Origin of the sequence: Listeria welshimeri serovar 6b str. SLCC5334 (assembly GCF_000060285.1) — a bacterium.
Classification (GTDB): domain Bacteria; phylum Bacillota; class Bacilli; order Lactobacillales; family Listeriaceae; genus Listeria; species Listeria welshimeri.
Genome location: NC_008555.1, coordinates 2,654,569 through 2,678,305, shown reverse-complemented (window position 1 = coordinate 2,678,305; position 23,737 = coordinate 2,654,569). Strand labels below are relative to the sequence as shown.

The following is a 23,737-nucleotide window of genomic DNA, read 5'->3' as shown; positions in this document are numbered from 1 at the left end:
TTTTTGTTACCAAGCAATTGTGTCCACTGGGAGTTTCAACATATCGACCCATTTCTCATCTTCTAATTTCAAAATGGTGAGTGACAATCCGGCCATTTCTAGGGAAGTCATATAATCTCCAACAAGTGTTTTTTCTACGCTTATTCCAGCATTTTTTAGAAGTTCATGGACATCATTTGCAAAAACATATTGTTCCATTAGTGGTGTTGCCCCCATGCCATTTACTAGGACAACTACTTTATCTCCAGGTAGGAGTTTACTTTCTTTACTAATGCGGTCAAAAAGTTGTTTAGCAAGACTTGCGGATGGCATGATTTTTTCTTTTGTAAATCCAGGTTCACCGTGGATACCGATACCAAGCTCAATTTCGTCATCAGCGAGCTCAAATCCAGGATGTCCAACCTCAGGAACTGTACAAGGAGAAAGTGCTACACCTAGCGTTTTAACAGAGGCAATTACTTTTTCACCAAGTGCTTTCAGTTCTTCAAGCGATGCACCAGCCTCTGCAGCTGCACCGATTATTTTATGCACTAGAACCGTTCCAGCAACACCGCGACGCCCAGTTGTAAAAGTACTATCTTCAACAGCAATATCATCATCTACTACGATTTGTTCTACTTTAATATCCTCGGCATCTGCTAAATCTGCTGCCATCTCAAAGTTCATCACATCACCGGTATAGTTTTTTACGATTAAAAGCACACCGGCACCTTGGTCAGCGGCTTTAATACCTTCATAAATTTGGTCTGGAGTTGGAGAAGTGAAAACATCGCCGCACACTGCCGCAGATAACATTCCACGACCTACATAACCAGCATGGGCAGGCTCGTGACCAGAACCTCCGCCACTAACAAGTCCGACTTTTTTTGGGCGTTTATCATTTCTTGCAATGACGCGAGTTCCTTCCACACGGTGAACAATATCTGCATGCGATTTAACTAAACCTTCCACCATTTGTTCTACTACTTGATCTGTACCGTTAAGAATCTTCTTCATCTGACAAAAAACCTCCTTCAAAATAGTCCTCTTATCTCAATTTCCCTTTACTAGAAAGTCAAAACGTGGTTGCTTATTTTATTATACAACTTATAAAATGAAAACGCTTTAAAACTGCAAGAATGTGTCATAAATCCAGCAAAATGGTACAATGAAAGAGAGAATTTGAAAAGGGGAATTGTTATGCGAGATCAATCTAAAATGCCTTTAGTGGAACGGCTAGATGCTCATGCTAAATCCTGCCCAATATCACTCCATGTTCCCGGACACAAAAGCGGAGCCATTTATCCAGATGCATGGCAAAAATTTTTGAAATGGGACGTAACAGAAATTACAGGAATGGATGATTTACACCACCCGGAAGATGTGATTTTAGAAGCAGAGGAATTACTTTCTGAATGTTATGGAAGTAAAAAAAGCTATTTTCTTGTCAATGGTACAAGTGGTGGAAGCTTGGCGGTTATTATGACGATTTTAAAACGCGGGGATAAAGTTTTGGTGCCTAGAGATGCACATAAATCTATTTTACATGGGATAGAATTAGCAGGTGCAGAACCGATTTTTTTAACGTCAGCAATTAATAAAGAAGTTGGTGTTGCGAGTGGTGTTACGCCTGCGCTTCTCGAAGAAACATTACATAATCATTCAGAGATAAAACTATGTATTTTTACTTATCCGAGCTATTATGGAACGACTTTCAATATTCAAAAATGTATTCAAATTGCCCATGATTTTGGCACGGTAGTATTTGTGGATGAGGCGCACGGAGCACATTTTTTAACAAGTTCAGAATTTCCTAAAAGTGCGGTGGAGCTTGGGGCAGATGTAGTCGTTCAATCAGCTCATAAGACGTTGCCGGCGCTAACGATGGGGTCCTATTTACATGTAGTGAACGATTTGCCGATTTTTGATAAACTAGCTTATTACTTGCAAGTTTTTCAAACGAGTAGTCCATCTTATTTAATCATGGCGTCACTGGATGCGGCGCGGAAATATGCGGCAACTTACACAGCGGCAGATGTTGAAGCTTTTTGGAAAATGCGTGCTAGGTGGATTAAGTGGCTGACAAAAAATAAGTTTGATGTGATTTTGCCAGATGATCCACTTAAAATAATCGTTCGCAAAACGGGTTATACAGGCTATGAACTGCAAACTATTTTTGAAGAAAGCTCTTATTTTCCCGAACTTGCCGATGAATCACAAGTGTTACTCATTTTACCGTTAATTAAAAAAGGGATTGATTTCACGCCAATCAGTCGGATTCATTCACCCGTAAAAAAAGAAACGGCAAAAAAACCGCACGAAATGTCAACGCCTTGTGCAACAGGTCTTGCACTAACGTATGAAGAAATGTATACGCGGAACACTGAATTTATTTTATTAGAGGAAGCGGTTGCTCGTGTGTCTGCTGAAACAATTTCACTTTATCCGCCGGGAATACCAGCTATTATTCGCGGAGAAAATATTACGGAAAACCATATCCGTGAACTAAAAAGCATTAGTACTCGTCACTATCAGGGTGGCGAAAAACTAGCAAACAATTACATCCGTGTGTTTCGTTGATATATGCTATAATCAAACAGAAAGCGACGCGAAATAGAAAGGAAATTACGAAAATGAAAGCAATTTTTATTACACTCGAAGGCCCAGATGGTTCTGGAAAAACGACTGTTGGAACACTTTTAAATCAGAAAATGGAAGAAGCGGGCATAGATTTTATTAAAACCCGTGAACCAGGTGGCAGCCCGATTTCAGAAAAAGTAAGAAACATCGTCCTTGGAATTGGAAATGAAGAAATGGATCCAAAAACAGAAGTATTACTTATTGCTGGAGCTCGCCGTCAGCATGTGGTTGAAACGATTCGTCCAGCTTTAGCGGCAGGGAAAACTGTTCTTTGTGACCGTTTTATGGATAGCTCACTTGCTTACCAAGGCGCCGGACGTGACATGGATATGGAACAAGTTTTACAAGTGAATTTGTATGCGATTGAAGATACAATTCCAGACCGGACCTATTATCTCGATGTGCCAGCCGAAGTTGGTTTAGCTAGGATCGCCGCTAATAAAGGTCGTGAAGTTAATCGTTTAGATAAAGAAGATATCTCTTACCATGAGAAAGTCCAAGCCGGTTATGAAAAAATCATCAAGATGTTCCCAGATCGCTTTATGCGAGTCGACGCAACTATGCAACCGGAAGAAATCACGGAAGTCATTTTAGCAGATATTTTACAACAATTGTCCTAACATTTCATGTGACTTAAGTACCAAGCCAAAAGTGCATATTGCTCTTTAAAAAAGGTTTTGTTTGCTATAATGAAAAAAAGATAGATTTTTAGGAAGGGTTGATTTCTTTGAAACTCATATTTGCGATAGTTCAAGATCAAGATAGCAACCGTTTGTCTGACGCACTAACTAAAGGCAATTTCGGTGCGACCAAGTTAGCTACAACGGGTGGATTTTTAAAAGCAGGAAACACAACATTTATTATCGGAACGGAAGACGAGCGTGTGGAAGATGCACTTGCGATAATTAAAGAAAACTGCAAAGCACGCGAACAAATGATGACACCATCCGCATCCCTTGGAGTAACTGTAGATACGTATGTGCCGTACCCAATCGAAGTACAAGTTGGCGGCGCTACAGTGTTTGTAATGCCAGTTGAGAGTTTCCATCATTTTTAAAATGAAATAAAAGATACATTATCACATGAAAAATACTTTTGATTAGGCTACTCGTTTCTTAGCAATTTCAAGAAGCGAGTAGCCTGATTTTTCTTATCTATTGTGAAACTGATTTTAGTATTAATAAAATACTCCTAGTTAACATTTTCCGGCACTAGAATCACTTTTTATAGCGTTGTTAGAGATTTAAATGTTGAAAGAAGGGAATAGATAGATACTTCTTGTTCATCTCTTTTTATGGATTGAATAAATAATTAATCATATGAAATTTAGGGGGGAAGTGTGATGAATTTAAAGCAGTCCTATTTAAAAAGTTGGTTGGAAGAAGAGATAGTGAAGGATACAATTGTACTTATAGTAAAAGAAGTTGCTTTTTTTGAAAAATTTTTAAGTGTCAACCCATCGTTAAAGAGAATGAAACAATACTTAATTGACTCTTTTGATTCTGCGGAGAACATCGAGTGGTTGGGAAAAGCGGAGTATGTAATTTCTGATATAGAACTGCCCACTTTTTTTGCTAAAAAGGCAGGACAAATCTACATTCAAATCCTTCATACAGAAAATTATAATGCTAATTTCAAACGTTTATTGCTCCATGCAGATTATATTATTGAACAGAATAATCTTGAAATATTAACTGAAAATTTTAAAAAATTGATAGCAGGACAAATTTTGCCAGTAGACAATTATAGCTTTTTTGAATGCAAGAAAAAACCTGTAACAAAAAAATCAAAGAAAATAATTGTGATGTACTGTGGAGGTTTTAAAAATAATGGAATCACGTCTTCGGCTCTTAATCTGATGCGGAACTTAAACAAAGAAAAGTATCAAATTGTAGTGATTGAAGCAGAAAACCTATCTTATTATGAACAATTGAATTTTAATAAAATACCAGCGCACGTAGTTAAAGTCCAAATTCCAGGAGATATTAATATTTTTCCAAATGAAGAGCAAGCTTTTTTAGATTTTCACTCTCACCCACTAGAACATTTAATGAAAAACGGACCTACAAAATTTCTAACGGAGGAAATTAAGGCTATTTATCAGAGAGAGTGGAATCGTGTTTTAGGAAATATCAGCGTCGATATTGCGCTTGATTTTGATGGTTATTTTAAATATTGGACGTTGCTAGTTGCTTCTTCTAATAGTCCCAAAAAAATTATTTATCAACACAATGAAATGATGCAAGAATATAGTAAGAAATTAGGCAAAGAGTTTAAGCATCAAGCTGATTTAAATATCATTTTTCCTGTATATAATTATTTTGATGTAATTGTTTCGGTTTCTAAACAGACTGGGGAAGTGAATAAACAGCATTTGGAACATATTGTTCAAGATACTAGTAAAATGACATATATCCATAATTTGATTGATTACGAATATATTCTCCGCTCTTCCAAAGAGGTGAGCGATATCGATCTTTCAGCGGATACTTTTAATTTTGTGACAATGGGAAGGTTATCACCAGAAAAAAATCATCAAGGATTAATAAAAGCCTTTCATCAATTACAGAAAAAACGAGCAGATTCACAGCTTTTTATTATTGGACTTGGAGAACTGGAAGAAGAATTGAAACAATATATTATTGATTTAGAATTAGAGAACAAAGTGCATATTTTAGGACAATTAGAAAACCCATTTCCGGTTCTAAAGGCATGCGACGCGTTTGTCTTGTCGTCTATTCACGAAGGGCAACCAATGGTACTATTGGAATGCCTAGTTTTGGAGAAAAAAATTGTTTCTACTAATATCCCTGGGAGCTACAGTTTATTAAAAAACGGCTATGGCTTACTTGTGGACAGCACAGTAGAAGGGTTAGCAGAAGGAATGGAAAAAGTGATGCTTGGTTATAATGATTTTAAACAGTTTGATTATAAAGCATACAATAGAACAGCGAGACAAATGTTGGAAGATGTCTTGGAAAAAGAGTGAAAATAGTATTTTTTAGTTAAATAAAACGCCTTCTTTATATACTCGTAAAGAAGGCGTTTTTCTTATTTAATCGTGATTTTTTGTCCGATATAAATGGTGTTACTTGTTAGCTTGTTCCAAGACTTAATATTATCTACAGTTGTTTTGTATTGTCTAGAGATGGACCAAAGTGAATCTCCTTTTTTTACGGTGTAGGTTTTGGTGGATGAATTGCTTGGTTTGCTAGTGCTTGGTTTAGATGTGTTGGTATTATTTGTAATAGATCCAGCGCTGACTTTAAGTTTTTGTCCGATGTAAATGTTGTCGGATTTTAGGTTGTTCCAAGATTTTAAGTTTGTGACAGTTGTCTTATTTTGATTAGCAATTTTCCATAGGGAGTCGCCTTTTTTCACGGTATACGTTTTTGCGTTTGTGTTTGGTTTAGATGTGTTAGTGCTTGAACCGGTACTTGGTTTAGATGTGTTTGTGTTGCTTGAAGTGGAACTAGCACTGACTTTAAGGGTTTGCCCTGGATAAATAAAATCAGACTTTAGATTGTTCCAAGATTTTAAATTAGCGATAGTTACTTTATTATTAGTGGCAATTTTCCAAAGAGAGTCGCCTTTTTTTACAGTGTAGGTTTTTGCGTTGGTGCTAGTGCTTGGTTTAGATGTGTTGGTATTTGATCCGGTGTTTGGCTTAGAGGTATTTGACGTGGATCCAGCGGTGACTTTAAGTTTTTGACCGATGTAAATGTTGTCAGATTTTAGGTTATTCCAAGATTTTAAGTTGGCTACTGATACATTATATTTAGTGGCAATTTTCCAAAGAGAATCACCTTTTACGACCGTGTAAGTTGCGCTGTTTGAACTGGAACTGTTGGAGTTACCAGAGTTACCAGTATTTGAAGAGCCGCTACCATTTGACGCGTTTCCAGTGTCATATTGGGTTAGGTTATAAGTGCTAATTAAATTGTTTAATTTACTTGCATAGGCTGTGTCAGTTGCATAAGTTCCGGTTAATGCTTGAGTGGCATCTTTATACGATTTAGTATTACTTTTCCATACTTTAGAATAGTAATTGGAATTCCAGCTTGGGCCTTTTCGAATGACTTGTGCGTAATCTTCTAAAGATTGATGGTAAGATGGATATTTTCTGAATTTGGCTGTAATTGTGTAGTAGTTTCCTTTGCCATCATCTTCTAGTGTTTGTTTTGTATAAGACTTACCGTTGTATGCGCCTTTAATGCCAAATAAATTGTAGTTAGGAGCAGAGCCTAATTCGCTTGTTCCATAAGCACTTTCTAAAATGGCTTGGGCAATCATTACGGAGGCGTATAAATCATTGTTTGCAGCGATTTGTGATGAAGATGACTGGATTGTTTGAATGAAACTTTGGACTGTAGCGCCTGAGCGTAATGCGGACTTTTGTAACACATTATAGGTTGCTGGTGTAGATGAACTTGTTACATTGTCAGAGTTGCTTATTGTGGCTGTTTGCACTGTAGGAGTAACTTCTTTTTCGGCAGGAGGCGTTTTTTCTGTAGGTGTTTTAGGTTGAGTTTCTGTTTTAGGTTCTATTTGATTTCTTTCTGGAGTCGTTTCTGTAGTGGTTTTGGTAGCAGAATCTGCTTCTGGTTGAGCTGTTTTATCTGCGCTTTTGACAGCTTCATCAGCGGGTGCAGTTTCATCTGCTTGAACGATAACTTCGATTCCAGGAACAGTGATTGAAGTTGCTATGGCAGTAACCCCAGCAATTGTTGCACCAGTTTTTATTTTTTTGCTTTTTTTGTTTTTCTTCTCTTCTTGTAAAGCCTCAAGAATACGTTCTTTTCTTGTCTTTTGCATGGTAAATCACTTCCAATTCTTTTAAATAAATATTCTACCTCTATTATTACACACTTCACGGAAGGTATGTAATGGTTGTACAAATTGTAATTAAATTGTCAAAAAGATGGTTTTTTGTTATACTTTATATAAGCAAGTGCTTGCTTAATTGAACGGAGGTTGAACAATGATTACAAACGAATCCATCATGGATGCAACGCTTTCTATGATGGCGAAAAATGGCATTAAGGGCTCTACAACAAGACAATTGGCTGAAGCCGCTGGTATAAATGAAGCTACGATTTTTAAAAAATTTAAGAATAAAGATAATTTAATTCATATGACGTTGGAAGTGCAATTTGAAAGTATGAAAGCAGAAATCAATCAATTTTTTGATAAAGATTTTGAAAGCACAAAAGTATTTTTGCGACAAGCGAGTCAATTTATTTCAGATATTTATGAAAAATATCGAGATTTTATGGTGATTTCTGTTCGAGAAATGGGTAGTAAAGATATGGAATTTATTGATCCGTCTATTGTAGAATATTTATACGAACGGGTTAATCAAAAAGTGAAAGAGATGATTCCAAGTAAAAACTCTACACAAGAAGCTGATGCCATTTCTTTAATTTTAAATAGTGTTATTTTACTTATTATGGTGGAGAAAGTTCGGGATGATATTTATAAACGCCCACCAACCATTACGACAACTGCGGATGCTTTAGCAGATGTTTTGTTAAAATTATTGAAATAAATCACAAAAAGTTAAATAAAAGTTAAACATTTTACATTTTGTCTTGCGAGGTTAGATTTTCTATGTTAAACTCGTAGACGATTAGAGCGATAATAAATATGTAGTTTTGCCTGTTAGGTGAGGCTCCTATGCAAACACAGGCCACTGCCCAAAAATGTCCAAAGACGCCAATGGGTAGAACAGGGATTGTCGGATTAAGGCTTTCCATAATGTGGCTAAGAGTATTCTTTACGTTGCATAGTGCCAAAACTTTAGCGAGGGGAGTCTGTTTTAGTATGCGTATGAATTCAGAAGTCCTTGCCGAGGTTTTGGTAAGGGCTTTTTTCATGTTTATTATGATAATAATTATCTGGGAATTAAAATCTTTTTTTCAGATAATTAAGCTTAGGTATAATTCGAAAGGAGATGAAGGCATATGGCTTATCGACAGGAAGCGGAAGTAGAAGAACCAGACTCATATTATAGAAATCAAGCTGCACGAGTGACTATCCTTCATCTCTGGCGTACATAAACGTTATTCTCAGCTTGCCTAGAAAGAATCGGAGGCAAGAAAAATGAAAAAATTACAAGAAAAAGTGCAAGGTAACAACTTGCTCAAAGAATCACAATTAGGAAGAGAAAAGATTTTAATAAAGTTAGGTGTAATGGAAACCGGGCTAACGAACGTGGAAGTCACTGAAAGGTTAGCAGAATTTGGTCCTAATCGAACTGTGGAAGAAAAGAAAGTATCAAATTTACGGCTATTTATTCGCGCATTTAATGATCCATTTATCTATATTTTAGTGATGTTGATGGTGGTTTCCTATTTAACGGATGATATGGAAGCGACAATTATTATGGCGTTAATGATACTCGCGAGCGGAGTGCTTGGATTTATTCAAACAAGTAGAGCGGAACGAGCTAGTTATGCACTGAAAAATATGGTGAAAAATAAAGTGAAAGTTATACGGGACGATACGATGGTTACTTTGAATCAAGACGAAATCGTTCCTGGAGATTTAATTGAAATTTCGGCGGGAGATATTATTCCAGCAGATGCACGTGTAATTTCGGCGACAGATTTATTGATTAATCAATCGGCGCTTACTGGTGAATCGATTCCAGCTGAGAAATTTGTGGAAGATAAACGCGCAAATCCAGAAATTTTTGAACGGGAAAACTTATTGTTTATGGGGACGGATGTGTTAAGTGGTCATGGCCGAGCTGTTGTTTTGCGTACAGGAAGCTCGACATTTTTCGGTTCGCTGTCAATTGCAGCTACAGAACGTCGTGGCGATACTAGCTTTGATAAAGGCGTTAAATCAATTTCGAAATTACTATTTTATTTTATGATGGTGATGGTTCCAATTGTATTTATGATTAATGGTCTTATGAAAGGCAATTGGCTAGAAGCGTTTATTTATGCGGTTGCGATTGCTGTAGGTCTCACGCCTGAAATGTTACCAATGATTGTCAGCACGAACTTAGCAAAAGGCGCAATTAATATGTCGTCAAAAAAAGTAATTATGAAAGAACTTAGCGCTATTCAAAATATCGGTGCGATGGATATCTTATGTACGGATAAAACTGGCACACTTACAGAAGATAAACTAGAACTTGTAAAATACATTGATAGTGCTGGTAAGAATTCCGAAAGTGTCCTCAAACTGGCTTATTTAAATAGTTACTTCCAAACTGGTTGGAAAAATGTATTAGATCATGCTGTCATTGCCAAATTGGATGATAGTGTTACAGAAAGTTGGGCAAAAGTTGGTGAAATTCCATTTAATTTTGACCGGCGGCGTTTAAGTGTCATTGTGGAGAACAGCGTAGAAACGAGGATGATTACAAAAGGCGCGGTGGAAGAAATGCTCACTGTGTGCACTCATAAGGAATTTGATGGCACTATTTCTACACTAAATGAATCGGAAAAGGATGAGCTCCAAGAAATGTGTGCAGAAATGAATCGCTCAGGAATTCGAGTGATTGCAGTAGCCTATAAAACTGGAAAAGCAGGAAAAGCATTTACTAAAAATGATGAAGAACAAATGATTATTGCTGGATTCTTAGGTTTCCGAGATCCAGTAAAAACATCAACAAAAGAAGCTATTGCTCATCTTTTCAAGAATCAAATTAACGTAAAAGTTCTGACAGGAGATAACGAAATCGTTACGAAACGAATCTGTCAAGAAGTTGGTATTCCAGCGAACGGATTTTTACTCGGTGCAGATATAGAAGAATTATCTGACGGGGAACTCACGCGCGAACTGCGTAAATACCACATTTTTGCTAAATTAAGTCCGATGCAAAAATCGCGTATCATTGGCTTACTAAAAAAAGCAGGACATACGGTTGGATTCCTTGGTGATGGAATTAATGATGCGCCTGCGCTTAGAAAAGCAGATGTAGGGATTTCGGTGGATACGGCAGCAGATATAACAAAAGATGCTAGCTCAGTAATTTTATTGGAGAAAAGTTTAACCGTATTAAATGATGCGGTCATGGAAGGGCGTAATGTCTTCGGTAATATTTTAAAATACATGAAGATGACGGCTAGTTCAAATTTTGGAAATGTATTTAGTGTTTTAGTAGCCAGTGCATTTATTCCATTTTTACCAATGTTATCTTTACACCTCTTACTACAAAATTTGCTGTATGACTTTTCTCAATTAACTCTACCTTGGGATAAAATGGATCGGTCATTTTTGAAAAAGCCGCACCAATGGGAACAAAAAGGAATGTTGCGCTTTATTTTATGTATTGGTCCAGTAAGCTCGATTTTTGATATTGCGACGTTTCTAATTATGTGGTTTGTATTTAGCGCTAATACGGTAGCAGAGCAAGCTTTATTCCATAGTGGCTGGTTTGTTGTCGGCCTACTTACACAAACATTAGTAGTTCACATGATTCGAACAGAAAAAATTCCTTTCATTCAAAGTCGAGCAACTGCTCCAGTGATGATTGCGACGCTTGTTGTGATGACGCTCGGGATTGTAATTCCATTTACTGGATTTGGCCACAGCATAGGTTTTGTCAGCTTACCTGGTAGTTATTTCCCTTGGTTAATCTTGATTCTGGTTGGCTATATGGCAACGATGCAATTAGTAAAAACCCTTTACATTCGTAAATTCCGGGAGTGGATTTAAATGCGTGCGGGCAAAGTACTGTTTGTAACGTATTTACTTCTTTCAGTGTGGAGTTTGCTACTAGTTTATAGTACAAGTTACGGTGTGGCAATTATGCGATACAAAGTAGAACCGAGTTATTTTTTTGATAGACAGTTAATCTTTTATGGGCTGGGGCTTCTAGGCTTGCTGCTTTGTTCGCGTATTAATGTGAAATTATTTTATCGTAGGTGGATGCTACGAATGTTAGTAGGTAGTTTGCTAGGTTTGCTTATTCTAGTGCTTGTAACCGGAAGTGCGGCGAATAATGCACAAAGATGGTTGTCCTTTGCAGGCGTGACTTTTCAACCAACAGAAACAGTTAAATTACTCTTGATATTAGTAATTGCAACGGTTTTTTTGAAAAAAGGATGTGGAGCACGTGTGCAATATTGGTTACTTGGATTTTTGTTTTTAACAGTGGGTCTTGTCTTCTTGCAGCCGGATCTTGGCACTGCGCTGATTTTAGGTGTCATTGGGGTCGCTTTGTTTTTAACGAGCGGAGTCGGCCTCACACGCCTTGTCCGAGTGTCTATCTGGGCTTTTGGTGTACTGATACTTGTCGCAACTTTAATTTACTTCTTTCACCCTGATTTTTTCAGTTCAGCAAAGTTAGGTAGATTTGCTTTTTTGGACCCATTTAATCTTCATAATTTAGATGCTTCTTATCAACTCAGAAATGGCTATTATGCGATTGGAAGTGGTGGAGTATTTGGAAATGGCTTAGGCGGTAGCATCCAAAAATTAGGATATTTGCCAGAACCACATACGGATTTTATTATGACTGTGATTGCGGAAGAACTTGGGGTTTTCGGTGTGATTTGGACGATTTTCTTACTGATGTTATTTACTTTTACAGCACTATATATTGCGATTTGCAGTCATTTTATTTTTGATTCCATGGTTTGTATTGGAGTTGCGGCTTGGATATCAGTGCAAATGTTTTTAAATCTTGGCGGAGTGAGTGGGATTATTCCACTTACGGGTGTGCCGCTACCATTCATTAGTTATGGCGGTAGTTCGGTTGTAATGCTTTCATGTGCAGCAGGGTTCGTGCTAGCTGCGGCAAGGCGGAACTGGCTAGCTAGGACGAGAGAGGTTGTGCATTTATGAAACGAGATATACTTTATAACCGAATTATTTTATCGGTATTTTTATTATCATTGGTTAGTTGTGTGGCGATTTATTTTGCTCAGAAGACAAATCAATATAATACCAATTTTTTAGGAATGCAATTAGTCTTTTTGACAATTGGAACACTTACTTGTTTTGGGGTTTCAAGGCTTCCGGTGGATTTTTTGCGCCATCATGCAATTTGGCTTTATGCCATTATGGTAATTATGCTTTTAGGGATATTAATACCGAACCCTTTAGTACAAAATATTAATGGGGCAACGCGTTGGTACCGTTTTGGGGGGCTTTCTTTCCAACCATCTGAAGTGGTAAAATCAATTTTTATTTTTGTATTGGCCCATTTTGCTGTGAAATATCAAGCGCAAAAATGGAAACAATTAGGAATTTTGACGGTGCTTACAGGCGTTGTTTTACTGTTAATCATGAAGCAACCGGACCTTGGTACAACTATTGTTTATGGGGTTACGGCGCTTGCGATTATTTTGCTGGCTATTAAATCCACGAAACTTATGGTTGGTATTATTACGTTGATTTTAACGACTGTGACTGTAGGAATGTACGTGGTTGTTTATCATATTAGTTTGCTTGAAAAAATTGGTTTTCATGCTTATCAATTTGCGCGTATTCAGACATGGCTTGATCCGACGACGGACCCGGATGCGGTATATCAACTTAATTTATCCATGAAAGCAGTTGGTTCAGGGATGATGACTGGCAGTTCGGGGACAAATGCGTATATTCCTGAAAGTCATACAGATATGATTTTTAGTACCATTGGTCATCAGTTTGGATTTGTTGGCGTAAGTTTGTTGTTAATTTTATTTATGTTACTTATTCATCAATTAATTATGGCAGCTTTATTAATGAAAAATACTTTTTCTTCGCTTGTTTTAGCTGGATTCGCTGTTAGTTTTGCATTTAACATTTTTGAAAATATTGGTATGACTGTTGGGCTTATGCCACTTACGGGGATTCCGCTACCTTTTATTAGTTACGGTGGAAGTGCTGTGCTTGGTAATTTTATTGCGGTTGGCGTAGTGTTAGCGATTATTCGATCAGATGCTAATTTAATAGAAGAAAAAAACCAGCTGTCATGACGACGGCTGGTTTTTTGGTCTTATTTATTCTTATAAAGATCTACAATTTCTTTCGCTAAATCTTTGAAAGTGATTGCATTCATTAAGTGATCTTGTGCGTGAACAAGTAGAAGGGAAACTTCTGTTTTTTCACCACGAGCTTCACCTTGTATAAGTTTTGTTTGAGAATGATGCGCTTCAAGTAGTGCTTGTTCTGCTTGGGCGATTTGTTCGTCTGCTTGAGCGAAATCCCCTTTTTTAGCGGAATCAATAGCTAACATAGCGTCACTTTTAGCATTACCACCGAACACGATCAAGCTCATAATTGTTTGTTCTAAATCCATCTGTAAACACGTCCTTAAAGTTTTGGTTTGTAAAAATTATTCTGCAGTAACGCCTTCAGCAGCAAGTGCTTCTTTTTCGCGACGTAGCTCTTGAATTTGAGCAATTTTCGCGAATGGAAGGAAGATTAGAATAGATAATCCTAAGTTTACAGCTGCAAGTACGCCACCAGCGATACTTTGTGTTGCAAGTGCTCCACCGATAATTGGTGGTGTAGTCCAAGGAGTTACGATAGTACAAGCTGGTACCCAACCAATAGCTGTTGCAAAGTAAGCTACAGTTACAAGTACAAGTGGTGCCAAGATGTATGGAATGAACATAATTGGATTCAAGACGATTGGAAGACCAAACATCATAGGTTCGTTAATGTTGAAAATACCTGGCGCTGCAGACAATTTAGAAACTGTCATATACGCTTTATGTTTACGAGCTACGATAAAGATAGCAATGATTAAACCGATAGTTGCCCCAGTTCCGCCTAAGTTAACGAAAGAGTCAAAGAAAGGTTTGTTAACGATATAAGGAAGTTCTTTACCAGCTTTTAATGCATCTTGGTTAGCAGTAATAGCTGGGATATTGATTGTTTGCATGAACGGGTCGATAATATTCGCTCCGTGTAAACCAAAGAACCAAAGGAAAGCAGAAACAAATGCGAGTAGTAATGCTGCTGGCAAGGAGTTTGCAAGACCCATGAACGGTTCTTGAACTAATTCATAGAAAGAAATTACTAAGTTACTTACACCTGCTGCTTGGAAGAAAGCAGTGATAAGACCAAAGATAGAAACTGTGATCATTGCAGGGAATAAAGCTGCGAATGAACGAGAAACTGCCGGTGGAACACCATCAGGCATGTTGATAATTAATTTCGGGCTACCACTCAAGCGAGTGAAAATCTCAGTGGAAAGAATTGCAATAATTAATGCTAAGAAAAGACCAGTTGATCCTAAACCACCAGTGTTAGGGACGCCGTCTGCACCTGGAGCAATTGCGCCAATAGTGAAGAATGTAGCGACAGAAACTACTGCGGATGAAAGTGGATCTTTATCATATGATTTCGCTAAGTTGTAAGCTACTGTGAAAGCGATAAGTAATGCTAAGATAGCAAAAGTACCGTTCCAAACGTTTCCGCCAAATGCTTGCCAAGTTCCTTCACCAAATAAGTTATTCATGAATTTTTGGTAAGCTGGAATTGGGAAGTTGTTAATTAAAACAGCGAAAGATCCTAGAATCATTAGTGGCATAGTTGTAATGAAACCATCACGAATTGCTACTAAATGACGTTGGCCACCAATTTTGGCTGCGTACGGAATGAAATATTTTTCCATAAATGCGATAAAACCATTCATTTTTTATTCTCCTTTTTTGAGGATAAAGTAATAGCATGGGTTAAGACAAATACATAATTTCTAAAACATGATGTTATTACTATACCTCTTTAGTTTTTTATAATTTTCAGCTAGCTAGCTGTAATTACCCTCTTTTTACTTCATTAAATCTAATGCTTGATCTAAAACTTTGTCGCCTTTCATCATTCCGTAATCAACACTGTTAATAACAGCTAACGGAATACCTTTTGGCTCCAATTTTTTCTTCATGTTTCCTTCTAAGAAACGTACTTGTGGACCAAGTAATAACACATCAATTTCGTCTAAATGATTTGCTGCTTCAGCTTCAGCCACTGCGAAGATTTTCGCTTCCAGACCTTTTTCTTCAGCTGCTTTTTCCATTTTTGTAACTAGTAAGCTGGTAGACATACCTGCTGAACATACTAACATGATTGTTTTCATGATTATTTCCTCCTCTGGATAATTCTCTTAACACTTAATATATATGCAAGTACTGTGCCAACTTTAAATGTGGCTATAAAAGGGTTTTCATTTACTTTTTACCTTACACATTCCTTTTTATGTGTGTAAAATTTACACACATATCGATATTAACGGAATCTTTATGCGGGTCATGCCAATCTTAACACTGTCTTTATGTATTTGTTGTTAGGATTAGGGGTGGAAAGAGTACTGTGAAGGGGTGAACGGAAAATGAGTGTTGTTCTAGTGGTTGCTGGGATAATTGGGTTGGGGTTATTAGTATATTTATTTTATGTGTTATTTAGAGGTGAGAATTTATGAAATATATAATCATGCAAGATGTGTTTTTTATTGTATTATTACTAGTTTTAGCGATACCACTGGGAATTTATATGTATAAAGTAATGATTGGTGAAAGAGTTTTTTTATCAAGAGTTCTTGAACCTGTTGAGCGGTTTGGTTATCGTTTGATGGGTGTGAGTGAGGCTGGAATGTCAGCGAAACGTTATGCTGGATCGGTTCTTGCTTTTAGTGCAATTGGTTTTGTATTTGTGATGGCGGTGCTGATGTTACAAGGATTTTTACCGCTTAATCCACAAGGTATGAAGGGACTCAGTTTTAGTCTCGCTTTTAATACGGCAGCGAGTTTTGTGTCTAATACGAACTGGCAAGCTTACTCTGGGGAGTCGACTTTATCTTATTTTTCGCAGTCGGTTGGTTTAACAGTTCAGAACTTTGTTTCTGCGGCGACAGGAATTGCAGTTTTATTTGCAGTAATTCGTGGCTTTATATGGAAGAAACAGAAAACAGTGGGAAATTTTTGGCAAGATTTGTTTAGAGTGACACTTTATATTTTACTACCACTTTCACTTGTTTTGGCGATTCTTTTGGTGTCACAAGGTGTGGTGCAGTCATTTGCAGATTATTCGGTTGTTGAAACGCTTGAAAATGGAGCTAAACAATTGATTCCGCTTGGCCCGGCTGCAAGTCAAATTGCGATTAAACAACTTGGGACAAATGGTGGAGGCTTTTTTGGAGCGAATTCTGCATTTCCGTTTGAAAATCCATCTAGTTTTACGAATTTAATTGAAATGCTCGCGATTTTGCTTATTCCAGTTGCACTCGTTGTGATGTTTGGGCGCGCGGTGAAGGATAGTAAACAAGGTCGGGCAATTATGACAGCGATGATGATTGTTTTTGTTGTCGGTATTGTTGCAATTACTATTTCAGAACAATTTGCTGGTCCAAGTTATCAAGGTGTGGCTACTTCTGGAAGTATGGAAGGCAAGGAAGTTCGTTTTGGTGTTGGAGGATCATCGCTTTTCGCTGCTTCAACAACGGCTGCTTCAAATGGTGCGGTGAACGCTATGCATGATAGTTTGACGCCGCTCGGTGGACTTGTGCCAATGTTCTTTATGCAGCTTGGAGAAGTTATTTTTGGCGGTGTTGGTAGCGGACTGTATGGCATGATTGGTTTTATTATTTTGACGGTGTTTATTGCCGGACTTTTAGTTGGGCGTACACCAGAATATTTAGGGAAGAAAATTGAGCCTTATGATATGAAAATGGTGTGCTTGCTTATTTTAGTTCCGCCACTCTTAACATTATTTGGTACTGCATTTGCGGTGATGATGCCAAGTGTGCAAGCGTCTGTTGCGGCGAGTGGGGCACATGGTTTTTCTGAGGTGTTGTATGCTTTTACCTCGATGGGAAATAATAACGGAAGTGCTTTTGCAGGATTTGCAGCAGACACGACGTTTACAAATATGGTCGGCGCATTAATGATGTTATTTGCTCGTTTTATTCCGCTTATTGCGGCGCTTTACTTAGCGCAAAATATGGCAGGAAAGAGTCCAGTTGCAGCAAGCAGTGGGACATTATCGACGAAAAATGGCATGTTTATTGGTCTTTTAATTGGTGTAGTGGTACTTGTTGGCGCGCTTAGTTTCTTGCCAGCACTTGCGCTTGGACCGATTGCGGACTTCTTTACAACTTTCAAATGAGGTGAATGGAAATGATGGAAAAAGGTATTTGGAAAGATGCGCTGATTCAGTCGACGAAAAAATTGTCTCCTAAACTACAAGTGAAAAATCCGGTTATGCTGCTCGTTTATGTGGGTGCAATTTTAGCAACAAGTCTTTATTTTCTTGGGTTTTTTGGGATTTCAGATGAGAAGTCTGGTTATACACTCGCGATTGCGCTAATTTTATGGTTCACTGTGTTATTTGCGAATTTTGCTGAGGCGATTGCGGAAGGGCGTGGTCGAGCGCAAGCGGATAGTTTGAAAATGGCGAGGAAAGACGTTTTAGCCCGGAAATTGAAACATATAGATGATAAAACAGATGTTATAGAAGTGGCTTCAAATGATTTAAAGAAAGATGATATTGTGTATGTGCTTGCGAATGAGCAAATACCAATGGACGGAGAGGTTATTGAAGGTGCTGCATCAGTTGATGAAAGTGCGATAACTGGGGAATCGGCGCCTGTAATTCGTGAATCTGGTGGTGATAGAAGCGCTGTAACAGGCGGAACTACGCTTGTTTCCGACTGGCTAGTGATTCGAGTAACGGCTGTTTCTGGGGAAAGTTTCTTAGATAAAATGATTGCAATGGTAGAAGGGGCTTCACGGAAAAAGACGCCAAATGAAATTGCTTTACAAATCTTGCTTGTGACGCTTTCGATTATTTTTCTGGCGGTTTCAGCGACACTTTTACCATTCACAGAATTTGCGAGTAAGCAGGCCGGAAGTGGCTCAGCGATTTCGATTACCAATGTGATTGCTTTACTTGTTTGTTTAGCGCCAACGACCATTGGTGCCTTGCTTTCGTCGATTGGGATTGCTGGAATGAGTCGTTTAAATCAAGCGAATGTTTTAGCAATGAGTGGTCGTGCAATTGAGGCTGCTGGCGATGTTGATGTGCTTTTGCTTGATAAAACGGGAACTATTACTCTTGGAAACCGGAAAGCCAGCGAATTTATACCAGTGGATGGTGTGACAGAACAAGAGCTAGCTGATGCGGCACAACTTTCTTCTATTGCAGATGAAACAGCGGAAGGCCGAAGCATTGTTGTCTTAGCGAAAGAACGCTTCGATATTCGCGGCCGAGATTTTGCGGAAATGCATGCTGAATTTGTCCCATTTACTGCAACAACGCGAATGAGTGGAATTGATTATCAAGAAAATACAATCCGAAAAGGTGCAGCTGACGCGGTTCGTACGTATGTAACTGCAAATGGCGGCACATACCCACAAGAATGTGATGCCATTGTAAGCAAGGTAGCTGGCGCAGGTGGTACGCCACTAGTCGTAGTCCGTAATAATAAAGTGCTTGGTGTTATTTATTTAAAAGATATCGTGAAAAATGGCGTGAAAGAACGTTTTCTAGATTTACGAAAAATGGGTATTAAGACAATTATGATTACCGGGGATAACCCTATGACTGCGGCTGCAATTGCGGCAGAAGCTGGAGTCGATGATTTTCTAGCAGAAGCAACTCCGGAAGCAAAACTGGAATTAATTCGTGAATATCAACGGGAAGGCCATTTAGTTGCAATGACAGGTGATGGGACGAACGATGCGCCAGCTCTTGCGCAAGCAGATGTGGCTGTTGCGATGAATACAGGGACACAGGCTGCAAAAGAAGCTGGGAACATGGTTGATCTGGATTCTAGTCCAACTAAATTAATTGATATTGTCCGGATTGGTAAACAATTGTTAATGACTCGTGGTGCACTGACGACTTTTAGTGTTGCCAACGACTTAGCAAAATATTTTGCTATCATTCCAGTGCTTTTTTACGGGATTTTCCCTCAACTTGAAGCGCTGAACTTAATGGGGTTAACGAGCCCAACAAGTGCGATTTTATCCGCGATTATTTATAACGCTTTGATTATCATTTTTTTGATTCCATTATCTTTAAAAGGTGTGAAATATCGTGAAATGCCCGCTGGAAAATTATTGAGCCGAAATATGTTGATTTACGGTCTTGGCGGTTTGGTTGCACCATTTATCGCGATTAAATTGATTGATATGCTATTAACTGTTCTAGGAATCGTTTAAGAGGGGGAGAAAACATGAAAAGATTTATGCAAATTTGGAAGCCGGCAGTTGTTGGATTTCTGCTTTTGACATTGGTGTGTGGCGTGGTTTATCCAGGTATTGTCACAATTATTGCAGGTGCAGCTTTTCAGGACAAAGCAAATGGCAGTATAATAGAAAGAAAGCTAGCAAATGGCGAAACAGGAAAATATGGTTCAAACGAAATTGGTCAAACTTTCACTAAGCCTGAATACTTGATTGGGCGGGCTGCGAGTGACGGTGCTGCGACAAATTTAAACCCAACAAGTGAGGAACAAAAACAATTAGTAGAAAAAAGAATTGCTTGGTGGCATAAATTAGACCCGACTAACAACCGCGTTATTCCGATGGATCTTGTGACCGCATCAGCAAGTGGCGTGGACCCAGATATTAGTGAGGCAGCTGCTGCTTATCAAGTAGACCGGATTTCTAGAGAACGTGGAATTTCCACTAAAACGGTGAAAGAAATTATTGCGGAACACACAAGTAACAGATTGTTAGGTTTTTGGGGCGAGCCAACTGTGAATGTGTTACAAGTGAATTTAGCATTAGATAGTTTAAAAATGTAAGTAGTTGGAGGCGAGTATATGGAGACGAATCGTCCAAGTCCGGATGCGCTACTAGTGAATTTGCAAGAAGAAACAGATTCATCAGTAGGTAAATTAAAAATATATTTTGGATTTGCAGCGGGTGTTGGAAAAACATACGCAATGTTAAGTGATGCCAAAGATCAACTAGCGGCAGGCGTAGATGTAGTGGCGGGCTATATTGAACCTCATGCCAGAGAAGAAACGTTAAGAATGCTAGAAGGAATCCCACTTATTTCACCTAAAGCAATCAACCATAAAAACATTGCGCTCAAAGAATTCGATTTGGACGAAGCGTTGAAACGGAAACCAGAACTGATTTTGGTGGACGAACTCGCACATACGAATGCGGCAGGCGTGCGCAATAAGAAACGTTTTCAAGATGTGGAAGAACTGCTCCAAGCGGGAATCGATGTATATACGACTGTCAATGTACAACATATTGAAAGTTTGAATGATATTGTTGAAGGTATTACTAAAGTGGCTGTGCGCGAAACTATTCCTGACTATGTTTTTGATGAGGCGGATCGCGTAAAACTAATTGATATCGAACCAGACGAGCTTTTAAAACGTCTAGAACAAGGCAAAATTTATCGACCGGAACGTGCGCAAACTGCCATGCAGAACTTTTTTACTAGGGAAAATCTGAAACTACTGCGCGAAATTGCGATGCGTAAAGCAGCCGACCGAATTAGTCACGAATATGATCAAACTGGTGTATATCCAGAAAAACGCGCAAGTAGTAAATGGCTAGTCTGTATTGGAACGTCTCCTTCATCGGCAAAACTCATTCGCTGGACAGCGCGCACTGCCGAGGCTTTCCGTGCTCCATGGACTGCTCTTTATATTGAAAATGAAGAAAATGATTATATGACTAAAGCAGAGAAAAAATGTCTGCGGGAAACGATGGAACTCGCTGAACGACTTGGCGCGGAAATTGTCACGCTCGCTGGACATGATATTGCAGAAACGGTAGCCGAGTATGCTCGTTTGACTGGTGTGACAAATATCGTTGTTGGAAAATCACGCCGACGTATGGGTCTGCGTTCTTTATTTGAAGAGGATTTTGAAGACCGGCTTATTACACATTTGGATAACGTAGATATGCACATTATTCCTTCAAGCCATCCAAAAACAAAAAAGCGTCGAATGAAAATGCGTTTTAAAAACTTTCTCTCATGGCATGATATGGCAAAAATGGTCCTATTACTAACTCTAGCAACAGCAATATGCGTTGGTTTAAGTGAATTTGGCATTGGCGATCAAAATGTTATTATGGTGTATATTTTGTCTGTTTTAATTATTTCTCGTGTAACAAGTGGTTATGCATATGGTGTTTTAGGATCTATTATTGGTGTGATGTTATTTAACTTCTTTTTCACATCGCCGCTTTACACATTTAATACGATTCAAGCAGGGTATCCAGTGACTTTTGGGATTATGCTATTAGTTGCGCTAATTACGAGTGCGCTAACTGTTCGAATTAAAACGCAGGCTAGTCTTGCTGTTGAACGTGAACGTCGAACGGAAGTGCTTTATGAAATCAACAAACGACTACTAGTAACCCGGAATTTAAAAGGAATTATTGATTTAACCAATGAATATATTTTGCACTTATTTAACCGGTCCGTTGTTTTTTATTCGGTAGATCCTGCAAAAAGCAATAAAGGGATTTTCATGCAAGCAGAAGGAAAAGAGGATGCGAGCGCGCTTCTTAGTCCAGATGAAGAAGCTGTTGCCCACTGGGTTTTTAAAAATAAAAAGAGAGCAGGCGCAGGAACGGATACATTAATGGGAGCATTTGGTTATTATATGCCTGTTATGTCGCAAGGGAAAGTGCTTGGCGTTATCGGTGTTTCTTGCTCACAAGAAGAAGGTCCACTTACTCAAGATAACCGGATATTTTTACGCATGATCAGTTCTCAGGTCGCACTGGCTTTAGAACGGCAATACTTATCAGAAGAACAGCGCCAAATCGTCATTGAATCCGCGAAAGAAAAGATGAGAAGTAATTTGCTTCGGGCAATTTCACATGATTTAAGAACACCGCTCACTGGTATTGTTGGAGCGAGTTCTGCCTTGCTTGAAAAAGAAACGGAATTAGATAAAGAAACAGAACGCAACTTAATTAAGGGTATTAAAGATGACTCTGGCTGGCTCATTCGGATGGTCGAAAACTTACTTTCTGTTACACGGATTAGTGAAGGTTTGGTAAGCTTAGAACGCGCACCAGAAGCAGTAGAAGAGATTGTTGGTGAAGCAGTTGGTCGTATTAAAAAACGTTTTACAGACCGAACCATTCATGTCAAAGTCCCTCATGATTTGCTGATGGTTCCAATGGATGGCACGCTAATTGAACAAGTTCTTATTAATTTGATGGAAAATGCGTTGCGACATGCGGGGCCAACCGCGGAAGTTTGGGTAGATGTAACGAAAACGAAAGAAAGTGCAATCTTTAGTATTCGTGATAATGGAAAAGGAATTCCAGAAAAACGTTTGCCGAATTTATTTGATACTTTTGCCGTGGAAGCGAGAGAACGTTCGGATATGTCTCGTGGCTTAGGGCTTGGTTTGTCGATTTGTATGTCCATTATCCGGGCACATGACGGGACTTTGGAAGCCAAAAATAATGAACATGGCGGGGCGACATTTTGGTTCACTTTGCCACTGGATGGAGGAGATGGAAAATGAACAGCAAGCGACTTGTGCTAATTGTGGAAGATGAGGACGGCATTAGTAATTTTATTTCGGCTGTTTTAACTGCTAGTGATTATGCGGTGATTAAAGCAGTGAATGGTAAAGAAGCGCTAGAACAGACAGCGAGCCATTCACCGGACGTGGTGTTGCTTGACCTTGGTTTACCAGATATGGAAGGATTAGATGTGCTTCGTGATATTCGTGTTTGGTCAAAAGTGCCGATTATTGTTGTTTCGGCACGTGATCATGAACGAGAAAAAGTGACTGCACTTGACCTTGGCGCAGATGATTATATTACAAAACCATTTGGCACATCGGAACTACTGGCGCGCATTCGGACTGCTTTGCGACACATTCAACCGAGCAGTAAAGAGGCGCCAAATGATCATTTCATTCGTATCCAAGACCTTTATATTGATGATGACCGCAGACTAGTCAAAATAGATGATACAGAAATTCATTTTACACCGATTGAATATAAAATTTTACTCTTATTAGCCCGTCATGCTGGGAAAGTTCTTACACATGACTTCATTATTCGAGAAATTTGGGGGCCTTATTCAAGTGAAAATCAAGCGCTTCGGGTAAACATGAGTAATATCAGACGTAAAATCGAAAAAAATCCTGCTGAACCTGTCTATATTTTGACAGAAGTAGGGGTTGGGTACCGGATGGCAGAAGAATAATATGTTATGATAAAAATAA

At 38.6% G+C, this 23,737-nt stretch carries 19 protein-coding genes and 1 riboswitch; of the genes, 14 read left to right on the top strand and 5 right to left on the bottom strand.

The genetic code is table 11. From position 1 onward, the window contains the following. Nucleotides 1-6 precede the first annotated feature (6 nt). Nucleotides 7-996 (bottom strand): dihydroxyacetone kinase subunit DhaK1, encoded by a 990-nt coding sequence (gene dhaK1, locus LWE_RS13555; protein ID WP_011703338.1) that lies wholly within the window; start codon nt 994-996, stop codon nt 7-9. 183 nt (nt 997-1,179) lie between these two features. Here dhaK1 and LWE_RS13550 point away from each other — a divergent pair, with 183 nt between their 5' ends. The 4 genes from LWE_RS13550 to LWE_RS13535 all read left to right on the top strand — a co-directional run bounded on the left by LWE_RS13550 (nt 1,180) and on the right by LWE_RS13535 (nt 5,608). Further along, entirely contained in the window at nt 1,180-2,559 is a 1,380-nt protein-coding gene (locus LWE_RS13550; protein WP_011703337.1) for an aminotransferase class I/II-fold pyridoxal phosphate-dependent enzyme, read from the top strand. A 53-nt stretch (nt 2,560-2,612) separates the two neighbouring features. Then, a complete protein-coding gene (tmk, locus tag LWE_RS13545) occupies nt 2,613-3,239 on the top strand; it encodes a dTMP kinase (RefSeq protein WP_011703336.1) in 627 nt (208 codons plus the stop codon). A 107-nt stretch (nt 3,240-3,346) separates the two neighbouring features. Next, on the top strand, nt 3,347-3,676 hold the full coding sequence (locus LWE_RS13540; RefSeq protein ID WP_003722052.1) for a cyclic-di-AMP receptor: 330 nt from the start codon (nt 3,347-3,349) through the stop codon (nt 3,674-3,676). A 285-nt stretch (nt 3,677-3,961) separates the two neighbouring features. Next, nucleotides 3,962-5,608, top strand: a complete 1,647-nt coding sequence (locus tag LWE_RS13535; RefSeq protein WP_011703335.1) for a glycosyltransferase — start codon at nt 3,962-3,964, stop codon at nt 5,606-5,608. A gap of 62 nt (nt 5,609-5,670) precedes the next feature. On the opposite strand, the gene LWE_RS13530 is transcribed toward LWE_RS13535, so the two are convergent. Beyond that, a complete protein-coding gene (locus LWE_RS13530; RefSeq protein WP_011703334.1) occupies nt 5,671-7,434 on the bottom strand; it encodes a 1,4-beta-N-acetylmuramoylhydrolase in 1,764 nt (587 codons plus the stop codon). Between the two features lie 166 nt (nt 7,435-7,600). Here LWE_RS13530 and LWE_RS13525 point away from each other — a divergent pair, with 166 nt between their 5' ends. The 4 genes from LWE_RS13525 to LWE_RS13505 all read left to right on the top strand — a co-directional run bounded on the left by LWE_RS13525 (nt 7,601) and on the right by LWE_RS13505 (nt 13,541). Next, nucleotides 7,601-8,167, top strand: a complete 567-nt coding sequence (locus LWE_RS13525) for a TetR/AcrR family transcriptional regulator (protein WP_011703333.1) — start codon at nt 7,601-7,603, stop codon at nt 8,165-8,167. 102 nt (nt 8,168-8,269) lie between these two features. Continuing rightward, nucleotides 8,270-8,436, top strand: a riboswitch (M-box (ykoK) riboswitch). A gap of 285 nt (nt 8,437-8,721) precedes the next feature. Beyond that, nucleotides 8,722-11,292 (top strand): magnesium-translocating P-type ATPase, encoded by a 2,571-nt coding sequence (mgtA, locus tag LWE_RS13515; RefSeq protein WP_011703332.1) that lies wholly within the window; start codon nt 8,722-8,724, stop codon nt 11,290-11,292. Further along, entirely contained in the window at nt 11,293-12,423 is a 1,131-nt protein-coding gene (locus LWE_RS13510; RefSeq protein WP_011703331.1) for an FtsW/RodA/SpoVE family cell cycle protein, read from the top strand. Further along, nucleotides 12,420-13,541, top strand: coding sequence for an FtsW/RodA/SpoVE family cell cycle protein (locus LWE_RS13505; RefSeq protein ID WP_011703330.1), 1,122 nt, complete (start codon nt 12,420-12,422; stop codon nt 13,539-13,541). Before LWE_RS13510 ends, LWE_RS13505 begins: the two co-directional genes overlap by 4 nt. Before the next feature lie 20 nt (nt 13,542-13,561). On the opposite strand, the gene LWE_RS13500 is transcribed toward LWE_RS13505, so the two are convergent. The 3 genes from LWE_RS13500 to LWE_RS13490 form a co-directional block, all read right to left on the bottom strand. Then, nucleotides 13,562-13,864: a PTS lactose/cellobiose transporter subunit IIA gene (locus LWE_RS13500; RefSeq protein WP_003722042.1), complete on the bottom strand. Its 303-nt coding sequence runs from the start codon at nt 13,862-13,864 to the stop codon at nt 13,562-13,564. A gap of 36 nt (nt 13,865-13,900) precedes the next feature. Next, entirely contained in the window at nt 13,901-15,208 is a 1,308-nt protein-coding gene (locus LWE_RS13495) for a PTS sugar transporter subunit IIC (protein WP_011703329.1), read from the bottom strand. A gap of 135 nt (nt 15,209-15,343) precedes the next feature. Then, complete coding sequence (locus LWE_RS13490) at nt 15,344-15,655, bottom strand: PTS sugar transporter subunit IIB (protein ID WP_309148173.1); 312 nt, start codon at nt 15,653-15,655, stop codon at nt 15,344-15,346. A gap of 246 nt (nt 15,656-15,901) precedes the next feature. Here LWE_RS13490 and LWE_RS13485 point away from each other — a divergent pair, with 246 nt between their 5' ends. Genes LWE_RS13485 through LWE_RS13460 form a run of 6 tightly spaced genes read left to right on the top strand, consistent with a single transcriptional unit; the run spans nt 15,902 to nt 23,718 of the window. Continuing rightward, the gene (locus LWE_RS13485; protein ID WP_041176384.1) at nt 15,902-15,991 is read left to right on the top strand and encodes a potassium-transporting ATPase subunit F; all 90 of its coding nucleotides are present in this window, start codon (nt 15,902-15,904) and stop codon (nt 15,989-15,991) included. Further along, on the top strand, nt 15,988-17,673 hold the full coding sequence (gene kdpA, locus LWE_RS13480) for a potassium-transporting ATPase subunit KdpA (RefSeq protein ID WP_011703327.1): 1,686 nt from the start codon (nt 15,988-15,990) through the stop codon (nt 17,671-17,673). The genes LWE_RS13485 and kdpA overlap by 4 nt, the downstream gene beginning before the upstream one ends. 11 nt (nt 17,674-17,684) lie before the next feature. Beyond that, nucleotides 17,685-19,730, top strand: a complete 2,046-nt coding sequence (kdpB, locus tag LWE_RS13475) for a potassium-transporting ATPase subunit KdpB (RefSeq protein WP_011703326.1) — start codon at nt 17,685-17,687, stop codon at nt 19,728-19,730. Between the two features lie 14 nt (nt 19,731-19,744). Continuing rightward, entirely contained in the window at nt 19,745-20,317 is a 573-nt protein-coding gene (gene kdpC, locus LWE_RS13470; protein WP_011703325.1) for a K(+)-transporting ATPase subunit C, read from the top strand. A gap of 18 nt (nt 20,318-20,335) precedes the next feature. Then, entirely contained in the window at nt 20,336-23,026 is a 2,691-nt protein-coding gene (locus LWE_RS13465) for a sensor histidine kinase (RefSeq protein WP_011703324.1), read from the top strand. Beyond that, nucleotides 23,023-23,718 (top strand): response regulator, encoded by a 696-nt coding sequence (locus LWE_RS13460; protein WP_011703323.1) that lies wholly within the window; start codon nt 23,023-23,025, stop codon nt 23,716-23,718. Before LWE_RS13465 ends, LWE_RS13460 begins: the two co-directional genes overlap by 4 nt. Nucleotides 23,719-23,737 lie beyond the last annotated feature (19 nt).